This is a genomic window from Pseudemcibacter aquimaris (assembly GCF_028869115.1).
Taxonomy (GTDB): Bacteria; Pseudomonadota; Alphaproteobacteria; order Sphingomonadales; family Emcibacteraceae; genus Pseudemcibacter; species Pseudemcibacter aquimaris.
On the sequence record NZ_CP079800.1, the window covers coordinates 877055 to 889853 of the forward strand.

At 41.8% G+C, this 12799-nt stretch carries 15 protein-coding genes; 9 read left to right on the plus strand and 6 right to left on the minus strand.

The features are described from left to right. Positions 1–264: 264 nt before the first annotated feature. Entirely contained in the window at positions 265–1167 is a 903-nt protein-coding gene (locus tag KW060_RS04225) for a DMT family transporter (RefSeq protein WP_249035124.1), read from the minus strand. A gap of 22 nt (positions 1168–1189) precedes the next feature. Here KW060_RS04225 and KW060_RS04230 point away from each other — a divergent pair, with 22 nt between their 5' ends. From KW060_RS04230 to KW060_RS04240, 3 genes are all read left to right on the plus strand, one after another. Then, on the plus strand, positions 1190–1753 hold the full coding sequence (locus KW060_RS04230) for a regulatory protein RecX (protein WP_249035125.1): 564 nt from the start codon (positions 1190–1192) through the stop codon (positions 1751–1753). Further along, on the plus strand, positions 1746–2897 hold the full coding sequence (locus tag KW060_RS04235) for a 3-phenylpropionate MFS transporter (RefSeq protein ID WP_274757318.1): 1152 nt from the start codon (positions 1746–1748) through the stop codon (positions 2895–2897). The genes KW060_RS04230 and KW060_RS04235 overlap by 8 nt, the downstream gene beginning before the upstream one ends. A 100-nt stretch (positions 2898–2997) precedes the next feature. Next, positions 2998–3498 (plus strand): EF-hand domain-containing protein, encoded by a 501-nt coding sequence (locus tag KW060_RS04240; RefSeq protein ID WP_249035127.1) that lies wholly within the window; start codon positions 2998–3000, stop codon positions 3496–3498. A gap of 88 nt (positions 3499–3586) precedes the next feature. On the opposite strand, the gene KW060_RS04245 is transcribed toward KW060_RS04240, so the two are convergent. Continuing rightward, positions 3587–4447 carry an AraC family transcriptional regulator gene (locus KW060_RS04245; protein ID WP_249035128.1) on the minus strand — a complete coding sequence of 287 codons (861 nt, stop codon included), beginning with the start codon at positions 4445–4447 and terminating at the stop codon, positions 3587–3589. A 155-nt stretch (positions 4448–4602) separates the two neighbouring features. Between KW060_RS04245 and smpB the strand changes: the two genes are divergently transcribed. After that, positions 4603–5082 (plus strand): SsrA-binding protein SmpB, encoded by a 480-nt coding sequence (smpB, locus tag KW060_RS04250; RefSeq protein WP_249035129.1) that lies wholly within the window; start codon positions 4603–4605, stop codon positions 5080–5082. Positions 5083–5234: 152 nt separating this feature from the next. Beyond that, positions 5235–5525, plus strand: coding sequence for a GIY-YIG nuclease family protein (locus KW060_RS04255; protein WP_249035130.1), 291 nt, complete (start codon positions 5235–5237; stop codon positions 5523–5525). Between the two features lie 98 nt (positions 5526–5623). Here KW060_RS04255 and KW060_RS04260 read toward each other — a convergent pair whose 3' ends face one another. The 4 genes from KW060_RS04260 to KW060_RS04275 all read right to left on the minus strand — a co-directional run bounded on the left by KW060_RS04260 (position 5624) and on the right by KW060_RS04275 (position 8677). Beyond that, the gene (locus KW060_RS04260) at positions 5624–6424 is read right to left on the minus strand and encodes a hypothetical protein (protein ID WP_249035131.1); all 801 of its coding nucleotides are present in this window, start codon (positions 6422–6424) and stop codon (positions 5624–5626) included. Between the two features lie 112 nt (positions 6425–6536). Continuing rightward, a complete protein-coding gene (locus KW060_RS04265) occupies positions 6537–7400 on the minus strand; it encodes an MBL fold metallo-hydrolase (RefSeq protein WP_249035132.1) in 864 nt (287 codons plus the stop codon). 51 nt (positions 7401–7451) lie between these two features. Next, on the minus strand, positions 7452–8123 hold the full coding sequence (locus KW060_RS04270; RefSeq protein WP_249035133.1) for a uracil-DNA glycosylase: 672 nt from the start codon (positions 8121–8123) through the stop codon (positions 7452–7454). A gap of 2 nt (positions 8124–8125) precedes the next feature. Continuing rightward, positions 8126–8677 carry a LabA-like NYN domain-containing protein gene (locus KW060_RS04275; RefSeq protein WP_249035134.1) on the minus strand — a complete coding sequence of 184 codons (552 nt, stop codon included), beginning with the start codon at positions 8675–8677 and terminating at the stop codon, positions 8126–8128. Between the two features lie 127 nt (positions 8678–8804). Between KW060_RS04275 and folK the strand changes: the two genes are divergently transcribed. From folK to pyrE, 4 genes are all read left to right on the plus strand, one after another. Then, a complete protein-coding gene (gene folK, locus KW060_RS04280; protein WP_249035135.1) occupies positions 8805–9347 on the plus strand; it encodes a 2-amino-4-hydroxy-6-hydroxymethyldihydropteridine diphosphokinase in 543 nt (180 codons plus the stop codon). A 110-nt stretch (positions 9348–9457) separates the two neighbouring features. Further along, on the plus strand, positions 9458–9880 hold the full coding sequence (gene rpoZ, locus KW060_RS15885; protein ID WP_420833153.1) for a DNA-directed RNA polymerase subunit omega: 423 nt from the start codon (positions 9458–9460) through the stop codon (positions 9878–9880). Positions 9881–9984: 104 nt separating this feature from the next. After that, on the plus strand, positions 9985–12135 hold the full coding sequence (locus KW060_RS04290; RefSeq protein ID WP_249035136.1) for a RelA/SpoT family protein: 2151 nt from the start codon (positions 9985–9987) through the stop codon (positions 12133–12135). Positions 12136–12155: 20 nt separating this feature from the next. After that, positions 12156–12743, plus strand: a complete 588-nt coding sequence (pyrE, locus tag KW060_RS04295; protein WP_249035137.1) for an orotate phosphoribosyltransferase — start codon at positions 12156–12158, stop codon at positions 12741–12743. Positions 12744–12799: the final 56 nt, after the last annotated feature.

Below are 12799 nucleotides of genomic sequence, written 5' to 3' on the forward strand. Positions count from 1 at the left end.
ATATGATTTATGTCACTTAGCTGTTATCTATAAATTACATAGGAATATCGCGCACTTAAGTGACTGACATCCCCGCACATTAAAAGTTTAAAATTAAAAATAACCCAATTGTTATATTTTAGTATTAAATAATTCACCTTCGATACATGCTGACGCATATTATCGCAAGTAATTTTTTTATATTTTTGCAACACATCTTATCGTCCCTGACGGTTTTTGCAATGAAATAAAACAGATGATTTCAACTCTTTTATATGATGAAAATCAGGGCTTGCGGGATTTTAATCTGGGGCGCTGGGATATGAATATGCCCAAGGCAATAAAGATAATAGATAAAATCGTGGTTTGTTTCAGTGCTTCATCAAGGAATATGTAACCGACAATCACACCAACGATTGGAATTAAATAAGTATTGTACGATACAAAAGTCGATCCGGCGATACGGGTAAATATCACAAGAACCATTGTTGCAATACCAGTCGGTAAAACACCAAGATAAACAAGCGATAGTATTTCAGTGGTTCCGTATTCAATAGAAAGCGGCTGTTCAGTCATAAAAGCAACAGGCCATATGGCAATTGCCGATGTGGTTAACATCACAAATGACGTGTTGATCGGATCTGTTTTTACAAACCGTTTAATCAGGATGTTGGCGAAAGCATAACCAAATGATGCAGCCATCATGGCGATAAGCGCATATGTGCCCATGTTTCCTTCGTCGCTGATGCTGATGGAATCATAAAACAGCACCACTACACCGGATATCCCAAACAGAATGCCGATTAATCCATACCAGCTCATTTTTTCATCGTGATGAACGAAATGCGCCATGACGAACACCATTAACGGGATGACGGACATGCAAATTGCGCCCGTGCCGCTATTAATATAAAGCATCGCCCAGCTAATCAGCACAAAAGGTGTCCCTGTGCCAATTAAACCGATAACGGATCCTTTTAACCAAATGGATTTATGTGTAGGCAGTTTTTCCCGCTTATATAAAACATAAAGCGCGATAACAATTGCACCGATGGTTATGCGTATTGCGGCAATCGTGAACGGCGGTACCGTGGGCGCGATAATTTTCAAAAACAGAAAAGAACAGCCCCAAACGCCCGCAAGGACTAGTAATAGTAAATAATGTGAAATTGGTCTGTTCTCAGTCATGTTAAAACGCTATTGTCCCAATATGAAAAAAAGATTTAAAAATAAAAAACTTAGCCAAGCTTATATTCAGGGTGCAGCCTATCGTTACCTTGAACGATATGCAACAACAGAGGCAAATTTATTTTTTATTTTAAGACGTAAAGTCGAAAGAATTCTTGCGGATCAAGAAGATGTGGAAGAGGTGCGACAAAACGCGGAAACCTGGATCAATGAAACCGTTCAGAAATGTGTTAAAATGGGGCTTGTCGATGACAGGCTATACGCGGAAAGCAAATTCAATTCATTTATGTTAAGCGGTAATTCACTGGCGCAAATCAAAAATAAGCTAAGAACCAAAGGCGTGCCGCAAGATATTATTGCGGAACTGATAGAGGCCGCAAAAAACGACCAACCGGATTTAAATTTCAAAAGCGCCATTAAATATGCACGCAAGCGTCGCTTTGGCCCATTTCGCATTCGCGAAGAACAGGAAAATACCCGCAATAAAGAAATCGCGGCTATGGCCCGCGCCGGTTTTTCATATGATGAAACAAACCGTGTTTTAAGCGGTGACCGTAATGAATTGGAAGATATTCTTTATGGTTAGTAAGACGTCCACTTTTTTAAGATTATCGGCCAATTATACGTCGCTCTATATATATCTTGGAATATTTACACCATTTTGGGGATTATGGCTTAGGGCTAAGGGGATCACCCCAAGTGAAATTGGCCTTATCATCGCAGTGCCATATTTATTAAAAATTTTCGTCGCGCCAATGATCAGCCAATTTGCCGATAAACGCGAAGAATATTGGCGGCCCATCATGTTCACGGCGATAAGCGGGTTTGTGTTTTTCACGCTTTATTTTTTCGGGCAAGGGTTCTGGCAATTTATGCTGATAACCATTTTGGTTAATCTGACCTTTCCCGCGATTACGCCGCTCCTTGAAACGATAACTGTCAGTCAGGCGGGAAAACATAATCTTGATTACGGGCGCATCAGGTCATTTGGTTCATTTTCATTCATTGCTGCATCTGTACTCTTTGGTTGGTATTTAAAAGAAAATGATACGGATGATATTATCTGGGCCGTTTATTTAAGCCTGATTTTGTTGGTCGTGACCATATCGTTATTACCGCGCGGCAATAAAAAGAAAAAAACGGACACACCACTGGTGGCAAACCCGATAAAATCATTACTATCGGATAATGATTTTCTATTGTTTTTATTGGTCGTTGGCCTCTTGCAAATGAGCCACGGTGTTTATTATTCCCTTGGTAGCTTATATTGGCAGGAACAGGGAATGGGGGAAGACACCATTGGTATTCTTTGGGGTATTGGTGTTATCGCAGAGATTTTGTTCTTTGTATTTTGCGGTAAATGGGTTTCAAATAAACCTGTGATGTCCATATTCGCCCTTGTTGGGTTTTTGGGTGCTATCCGCTGGGCGGTGGTGGGCATGACAATGTCATTACCGATTTTATTTGTGATACAAACTATTCATGCGCTTACCTACGGCGCCAGCCATCTTGCCGCCATCAGTTACATCAGCCGCAGGGTCAGTGCAGATATGGCGGGGTCTGCACAAAGCCTTTATTCCGCACTGCCGCTGGGGCTTGGGTTGGGGCTTGCGACCTATATTGGTGGGGTTCTATATGAACAATCAGGCAGTCTTTCTTATTACGCCATGGCGGTTCTTTGTTTTATGGCATTTTTAATCGCGTCATTTTTATTTTACCGCAAAAAATAACCTTTTTATCGTAAATTAAAAAATATGTGACGGGTTTTGAAATACTCACCGTACTATGTTTACAGACTAGCGGGAATGGGATGTTAAATTGGAGATCAAAATGAAAAAAACGATTTATGTAATGACAGGCGTTCTCGCAGTATCAATTGCCGGTGTGGCCATGTCACAGGATAGAGGCATGATGCGCGGCATGGATACCAATGAAAATGGCACCGTTGAAAAATCAGAATTCGATGCCATGATGGATAAGCGTTTTGCGGAAACAGACGCAAATGGCGGCGGTATCACACTTGAAGAATACCAAGCCAAAGCAGAAGCGGACGCCGCCAAATGGCAAGAGGCCCGTGAAGCAAGACGCAAGGAAAAAGAAGAAAAGCGTGCTGAAAAAACAGAAGAGCGATCAGAGCGTATGGCAGAACGCATGAAGTCACGTTTTGAAAGATTGGATGAAAATGGTGACGGGGTCGTCACCGCAGAAGAATATAAAGCAGCCGGCGACAAAATGTTTGAACGCATGGACCGTGATGGCGACGGTATTTTAAACGACCGTCACCGCCGCGAAGGCCGCCGTGGTCACGATAGAAAAGGTGACCGCACATAAGTTTATGTCCCGTGCGCATTGGACCCACCCCCATAGGGGCCAAGGCGTATGACTTGAAGGCGAGAGGGTAACCTCTCGCCTTTTTTTATTACTTCTTTAAAGGTAAATATATATCTGTAATCAATTGATGTTCTGGTGTTTCAGGATATAGATTGACGCGTTCAACGAACAATGGAAAATCCAGTAGTTCGCGATCGCTATTTGGGAGCCAGTCGTTGTATAAATGACGAATACTATTTTCTAATGTATTCCATGGGCCAATATGCCTTAGATAAGCGCATTCACATTCAGGTATTTGTTTTTCTATGATGTCGTCCGTATTTTCTTTTAACTTGCCTTTTAATTCTGCGGCGATGTCCATGCGGTAATCCTCTGGTGCAGTGTTTGAGGGGTCATTATAGAAAATATTGAATGTTCTACTTGTCTGTGGAGGTAGGTGATTTTCTCTTCGCCAATTTATGAATTTTTGAACAGAATTCATGATTTTATTTGGGGCGCCTACGTGTTCTAATGCGGCAATTCTGGTTTTTTTGAAAATAATGATACTGATGTCCATGTCTTTAAGTTCTTCCAAGTTTAAGGGGTTTAATTCATCCAGTTGGTTGATTTTGTGATTATCTTTTCTGAACTGTGACGGGGACACACCGAATTCGCGATTAAAAGATTTTGAAAAGGCTTCAGGTGTGCTGTAGCCTGCATCAAAAGCGATATTAATTATTGAAATATCAGTCCTGAATAACAATTGATATGCGGCGCGTTTCATTCTTTTGCGGGCGATAAATTTTGATAATGTCATACCCGTAAAGCCAGTAAACTGTCTGTGGAAATGATATTTGGAAAAGTTCGCCACATTGCATAAAACCTCTAACGATAGGTTTTCATCAAGGTTATCTTCGATATATTTTATCACTTTTTGAAAGCGACCGTTGTATTTTTCTTGTTGTGTCATGTTGTCTTTTGTTCAGTTAAAGATGATTTTTTATACACATGGGTTTTCATTAATACCTGTCTGATATTGCCTTAATAACAAAGTTTAAATTTTATCCTCTTGAAGTTATAGTGTCTTATCCTTATTTTGCAGGGAAATGATTAAAGAGTTTCATGATGAGCAGTGAAAATAAAAAGAGTGCCTATAAGCTGATTGCGCAGAATAAAAAGGCACGCCACAGTTATTTTATTGAAGAAGAGTTCGAGGCCGGAATTGTGCTTTTGGGGTCCGAGGTCAAATCACTACGCGCGGGTGAAGCAAATATCAATGATAGCTATGCTGAGGTTAAAGACGGCGAAGCCTTCATGATCAATAGCTATATCAAGGAATATGAAGGGGCCAACCGCTTTAATCATTCGGCGAGGCGCGTGCGTAAATTGCTGCTTCATCGCCGTGAGATTAATAAGCTTATGGCCGCCGTGCAGAAAAAGGGCATGACCCTTGTGACACTTAAGCTTTATTTCGATGATCATAACCGTGCCAAGGTTTTAATCGGTCTTGGTAAGGGTAAGAAAATGCATGATAAGCGCAACACGGTGAAGGACCGCGATTGGAGCCGTGAGCAGGGTAGGTTATTGAAGAATAATTATCGTTAGATTGCTGTATTTATAAGAACAGATTTATCCATTGATAAGATTCCGTGGATGCTGAATCAAGTTCAGCATGACGTATTTTTTGTCTAATATTTTAATATAATTATCGTCACCCTGAACTTGATTCAGGGTCTAGGGAATCCTATGATTTAAAAATGATGAAAGCAGGATTTACTTATATATTAGCATCACAAAAAAGAGGTACACTTTATATTGGTGTTACCAATGATCTTTTAAAAAGAATTTATCAGCACCGTGAAGGACATAGTGATGGATTTACAAGAGAGCATAATGTTAAACGCTTGGTCTATTATGAATGTTTTGATGATATCTCAGAGGCTATTCTCAGAGAAAAGAAATTGAAAAATTGGCATAGGGATTGGAAAATTTCTCTTATTGAAGAAAATAATCCTGAATGGAATGACCTATATTATAAGATCATTTGATAGATGATGAAACTGCAGATAAAAAAATACCCGCCGGGAGAGAGAGTGGCGGGTATTTCTTCGACAAAATTATTGTCTACTCTTAAAAGGTTTAATTCTTAAAAACTGGGTACCGCGACCGGGTCACCGAATTTCCAGCTGCCGTCTGGCTGCAAGCATGCTTGTCCGTATGCTGGTACTGCTTCGCCGCCCACCTCGATTGTAGTTGTATATTCGCGGGTTTGCAGACAGCTGCTATCAATGGCCGCTTGTTGCTGCGGTTGATATTGGTACTGCTGCTGTGGTGCCTGCTGGTACTGCGGGGCCTGTTGGTATTGTGGTGCTGCTTGTGTGTAAACGGGCACTTCTCTCACAACCGTTGTCGGGCGGTCCACATAAACCACATTTGTGCGCGGTGCATAATGATAGCCAGGGTATCCATAGCTATAACCATAACGGTATCCGCCATATCCATAGCTTGGATATCCGTAACTATAGCTAACGTGTGTGTTATAATGACTGCTGTTGTTCAGCGCAGAATAAAGAATAGCACCGCCAACAAGGCCGGTTACAAATGCGCCGCCGTTATTGTAGCTGCCGTGACGGTATCCACGGTTATAAGCACGGTATGTACTGCGACGGGCATCTCTATAGCCGCGATTATAATTTCTTGAAGCTTCGCGGTAGCCGCGATTATAGGCGCGGTTTACCTGTCTGTTTGAACGATAATTTTGACGGGCATCCTGTCTGCCGGCACGGTAACCGGTATTATAGGCCACTTTTTGTTTCTTTACGCCACCCCGGTCACGGTATTTACCGCGTTCCTGCGCTGATGCATTGAGAGGGATTGCAATAAGGCTCGTTGCAACAAGACTTGCAATGATTGTGGTCTTGTTCAGGAATTTATGCATATTACTCATTTAATATTCCTTCTTTTTAATAACAGAACCCGTTCACCTGATTACACTATAGCATTGCTATCTGAACCGAAACTGAACGGGCCCTTAAGGAATATTTATGATGTGGTTTTGTTTACAGATTATCTTTAATGTTCTGATAAACGATGCTGATGAATGTATCTGGATCCATAAAGCCATTGCCATAATCACCGTCATATTTTTCAAGTGGGTTCAATGATTTAGCTTCATCAAGTGATAATCCACGTTCCGCAATTGGGCGAAGGATGCTATCAATATCCATCAGTACATCATGATAAATCTGTAGTCCTGCTTTATCAGTTAGCGGGCCGTGACCCGGAATAATTTTGGTGTCATCGTTAATTTGGTTAAGAGTGCTTTTTACAACAAGAAGCAACCCTTTCCATGAACCGCCGCCATCAACGTCAACATAGGGGTATGCTTCGTTAAAGAATGTATCACCCATGTGAATTACATTGGCCCCTTGGAAATAAACGATACTGTCGCCGTCCGTGTGCGCGGATTTATAATGACGGGCGCTGATATCCATACCGTTAAGGTGGAACGTCAATTGATCGTTAAAGCTGATAACCGGAAGCCCTTCTTTGGTTGTTCCGCTATCTTTAAGGCGTTTATAAACATTATCATGGGCAACGATATCGATGCCTTTATTACCCAAGTTTTCATTGCCGCCCGTGTGGTCGCCATGATAATGGGTATTAAAGACAAATTGAATTTCATCACTTGAAAGAGTTTTGATCGCCGCAAGGATTTTTTCCGTAAGTGGGGCATATTGATCATCAATCAGGAAAACTCCATCTTCGCCAATAGAAACACCAAGATTGCCGCCTTGGCCCGTCATCATATAAAGGTTGTCACGAACTTTGATTGGTTTAATTTCAACAGCATCCCAGTCTTGTGCTGTTGCTGGCGCTGCAAGACCCAGTGCGAGAATTGATGCGAATGCGATTTTTTTCATGATTGTGTTTCCTCAATTTTTTATCGGGTCAGAATATATCATAGACCCTGATTATTTTAAATACTGTGTGATGCTTGTAAAAACATCTTCGAACATCTCAGTGGTTAGTCGGCCGGTATTGGTGTTGTAACGGGAACAATGATAGCTATCGATCATGGTAAGGCCGTTTGAAAGTGTATGCATTTGATTATGTGCGAATTTAAAGGCAGATTTCTTTTCACCATATGTTGAAAGCACCGCATTATGAGCAACAAGACCAAGTGCCAAAATAATGCGAATGGTTGGTAATTTTTCAATCTGTTCAATTAAAAAAGGACGACAATTGCGTTCTTCTTCGCCAATGGTTTTATTTTGCGGCGGTACGCATCTTACGGCATTGGTAATGATGGCTTTTTTCATGGTTAAGCCGTCCTCAATGCGACTGTCATATGTGCCATTTGCAAAGCCAAATTTTATTAATGTCGGGTATAATAAATCACCTGCATAATCGCCGGTAAATGGTCTGCCGGTTCTGTTTGCCCCTTTTAATCCGGGGGCAAGTCCAACAATTAATAATTCCGCGTCTTGTGCGCCAAAGGCGGGGACAGGGCCGTTGAAATAATCGGGATATTTTTCGATATTGTCGTTTCTGAATGCGACAAGGCGCGGGCACATTTCACAATCAAGCGGCGCATTGCCGGGCAGGGAGCTTTGGTGATCCCTGATCAATTCCATGTTTGCCATGATTACGGGTGTCCGTGATCTGTGCCGTCAACGCGGCCGAAGGCTTCTTCCATGTCGGCAATTTCGATAAAGCTGTCAGCCTGTCGTCTTAATTCATCCGCGATCATGGATGGATGGGTTTTGGTGCTGCTGACCACTGAAACGCGAACGCCGCGTCTTTGGACGGCTTCAACCAGTCTTCTGAAATCCCCGTCACCGGAAAACAATACCATATGATCCACATGTTCTGCCATGCCCATCATATCGATGGCCAGTTCCATATCCATGTTACCTTTGATTTTTTTATCACCTTTTTCATCGGTGAATTCTTTGGTCGGTTTGGTGATCATTGTGTAGCCGTTATAATCCAGCCAATCCACAAGCGGACGAAGTGGTGAATATTCGGCTTCTTCGATTAGTGCTGTGTAATAATTGGCGCGCACAAGGCGGCTTTTGTCGGCAAAATATCTGCGTAGACGGCTATAGTCGATATCAAAATGAAGGGATTTTGCAGTAGCAAAAAGGTTAGAGCCGTCAATAAAAATGGCCAATTTTTCATCGGGGTAAAATAACATAATAAATTCCTAAAAAATAAATAAAATATAACTACTTATACCATAAATAGCCCTTTTAAGGAAGGGTGATGTTTTTTTGACTGGTCACGCACCGCTTATTTCTGTAGTTTCCAGTGGATATTTTTAGATGGTAATCAAAATGATTTTAATTGGCCTAGGCAGCAATTTAACAACCGATGAATTTGCGACTTCAAAAGAAATTCTTGAAGCGGCAATGGATATGCTTGCCCAGCGCGGCGTTGAAATTTTGAAAAGGTCAGCGTTTTATGAAACGGAACCGGTGCCAAAATCGGATCAGCCATGGTTTTGTAATGCGGTTGTTTCGGTTGAAACGAAAATGGGGGCGATTGATCTTTTAAAATTATTGCATGATATTGAACATGACCTTGGTCGTGTTAGACGGAAACGTTGGGAAGCAAGGATCATTGATCTTGATCTATTAAGTTATAATGATGAGATATTCCCATCCAGAGATGAATGGGAAAGTGAAGCGCAGAATATAAATCCCGAACATGCGATCATCCCCCATGGGCGACTCCATGAAAGGGATTTTGTACTGATTCCCATGATGGATATATGCCCCGATTGGCAGCATCCAGTGCTGGGCAAAACCACTGAAAAAATGCTGGCCGGGCAGCAATCCGCTGGAATTGTACGAAAAATGCTGTAAAATAAGCACTTATTTACTTGATATTGGCTTTACAGGTTTATTTAACAATTGTATAAGCCGTATCTTTATACGCCGAAAAGGCAGAACTATATTTATGGAGAAAGTGCAACATGGCACGCGTTACCGTAGAAGATTGCGAAGATAAAGTTACTAACAGATTTGACCTTGTGCTGCTTTCAGCGCGTCGTGCTCGTCAAATTTCAGCTGGTGCACCGATCACTGTTGAACGTGACAATGATAAAAACCCTGTTGTTGCTCTTCGTGAAATCGCTGATGAAACAATTAATCCTGCTGATCTTGAAGAAGCAGTGCTTTACGGCCTTCAAAAACATGTTGAGGTCGACGAGCCGGAAGAAGATGATATTTCACTTCTGCTTGCTGAACAGAAGCTTTCTGAAAATAATCAGGACATGACAGCAGACAACCTTGCAAAAGTTGCGATGGAAGTAAAATCTGATATTGCAACAGCAGAAGCAGAAGCGGCAGCAGAACTTGAAGCGGCCCTTAATGCGGTTGAGGATGACGCAGAGTAATTGCACCAGAAAATAATCTAAAAAAAAGACTTGTTTGAGGTGTTCTCAGCAAGTCTTTTTTTGTATTATAATCAAATGAATAACAAGAATATGGAATTTGGCAGATGATACGTCAGTTCGAACTGGTAGATATGGTAAAAGCGTATGATCCTGATTTGGATGAAATGCGTCTTAACCGCGCGTATGTTTTTTCCATGAAGGCGCACGGAATGCAAAAACGTGCCAGTGGCGATCCGTATTTCTCTCATCCGCTTGAAGTGGCGGGCATCCTTACTGAAATGCAGCTTGATTGTGATACGATTGTTACGGCGCTTTTACATGATACCATCGAAGATACTGTTGCGACCTACGAACAGATTGAAGAGCTGTTCGGTCAGGATATTGCCAAAATGGTGGATGGTGTTACGAAACTGTCCGAACTGGAATATACATCCGAAAGTTCCAAGCAAGCAGAAAATTTCAGAAAGTTTTTACTGGCGATGTCCAATGATATTCGTGTTCTGCTCGTGAAACTTGCGGATAGGCTTCATAATATGCGTACGCTTCATTATATTAAAAAGCCGGAAAAACGCGCCCGTATTTCCCGCGAAACGCTTGATATATACGCACCACTTGCAGAGCGGATCGGAATGCAGGAATTGATGAATGAACTTGAGGATCTAGCCTTCCCGCATGTTTATCCGGAAGCACACGAATCAATTATGAAGCGTTTGGATTATCTTTATGCGAACACGGAAAATGTCCGTGATGAAGTTATTCGTGAACTTGAAAAAATCTTTGCGGAAAATTTCCTTGATGCAGAGGTCATCGGCCGTCGCAAACAACCATATTCAATTTGGAAGAAAATTACCTACCGTAATGTTAGTCTTGAAAATCAGGCTGACTTATTCGCGTTCCGTGTCATTGTTGATGATATTGAGGATTGTTATAAAGCGCTTGGGGTTGTTCATAAAACATGGCAAGCGGTTCCAGGCCTATTAAAAGATTATATTTCAATGCCAAAACCGAACGGTTATCAATCGCTTCATACAGTGGTGATCGGTCCACAGCGTAAACGCATCGAAGTTCAAATTCGTTCAACCGAAATGGATATTATCGCTGAAAAAGGGGTGGCGGCACATTGGCGTTATAAAAATGATGCATCGAAAAAAGATGGTGTTCATTATCGCTGGCTTCAGGATTTGCTTGAAATTATGGAACATGCGGCTGATCCGGAAGAATTTCTGGAACATACCAAAATCGCCATGTATCAAAATCAGGTGTTTTGTTTTACCCCTAAAGGCGAACTTATTAACCTACCGGCTGGGGCAACGGTTGTTGATTTTGCCTATGCGGTTCATACGAAAGTGGGTGATACCTGTGTTGGTGGTAAGGTGAACGGTGAACCTGCACAATTAAATCGGGTTCTAGCCAATGGTGACCAGATTGAAATTTTACGTTCCAATGCACAGAAACCTCATAAAAATTGGGAACAATTTGTTGCAACTGGTAAGGCTAAGGCTGCTATTCGCAGGTACACGCGTCAAGAACAGAAAAAAGAATATATCGCTCTTGGTGAAGAAATATTAAAACATTCATTCGAGCAGGAAGAAAGAGAATATAACAAGAAAGCCATCACGAGTGCAGCTAAGAAGTTGAACTTAAAAGGCGGTTCAGGAACCGTTTTCGAAAAAGTTGGTAGCGGTGAAATTTCGGATAGAAAAGTGCTGGAAATCGTATTCCCAAGTTTGAAAAACAAAAATGAAACCAAAGGGACGGGGTCTATCGTTGTTGATACGAAGCGTCCTCATAAAGCGGGTGACAATCAGCTTCCGATCAAGGGGCTTACCCCGGGACTTGATGTGCATATTTCAAAATGCTGTCATCCGTTACCTGGTGACCGCATTGTTGGGATTGTCGCCGAAGGTAAAGGCATCATGGTTCATACAATCGATTGTGAAGCGCTTGATGTTTATACGGAAACGCCGGAAGATTGGCTCGATTTATCTTGGAGCCCACCGGAAGATAGTGTTGATATTTTCCAAGGGCGCGTTGATATGTCATTAAAACATATGACAGGGGCGATGGCATCAGTCCTTTCGCTCGTCGCGCAGGATGAAGCAAACGTAAGTAACATTAAAATTAACGAAAGATCGGCCGATGTTTTTCGAATTGAGCTTGATCTTGAAGTCAGAGATGCTAAACATTTAACGGACGTAATCACCGCACTACGTGCCAGCAAATATGTGAGTTCAATCGAGCGGGCATTTACATAATATAAAAATGAAAGACCATCATGGATAAAGACGCAGTATTACAAGAATTTAGAGACGCAGAAGCATTACTGGAAGGGCATTTCCTGCTTTCATCTGGGCTACATAGTGAAATGTATCTTCAGTGCGCTAGGGTGATGATGGATCCTGATCGCGGCGCACGTATTTGTGCGGCACTTGCTGATAAAATCCGCAAAACCATTGAGCCAAAAATTGATATTGTTGTCTCACCTGCTATGGGTGGCGTTGTTGTTGGTTATGAAATGGGGCGCCAGCTTGGTGTAAATTCAATCTTTACGGAACGCGTGGATGGTGAATTTGAATTAAGACGCGGTTTTGCAATTCCGGAAGGTGCAAATGTTCTTATGGCTGAGGATATCGTGACAACTGGTCTTTCTTCCAAAGAATGTATTGCAACGATTGAAAGGCTTGGTGGGAATGTGGTTGCTGCAAGCTGTCTTATTGACCGAAGCAATGGCAAGGTTGATGTTGGTGTGCCTCTTGTATCCCTTATTGGTCTTGAGGTTCCGGCGTATGATGCGGATAATCTTCCTGAACATTTAAAAAATTCAGAAGCCGTAAAGCCGGGTAGTAGAGATCTAAAAAAATAAACTTTTATTCCTTTAAGCGAGAATGACAATTGTTCAGGCGTAGAAAACAAAAGACG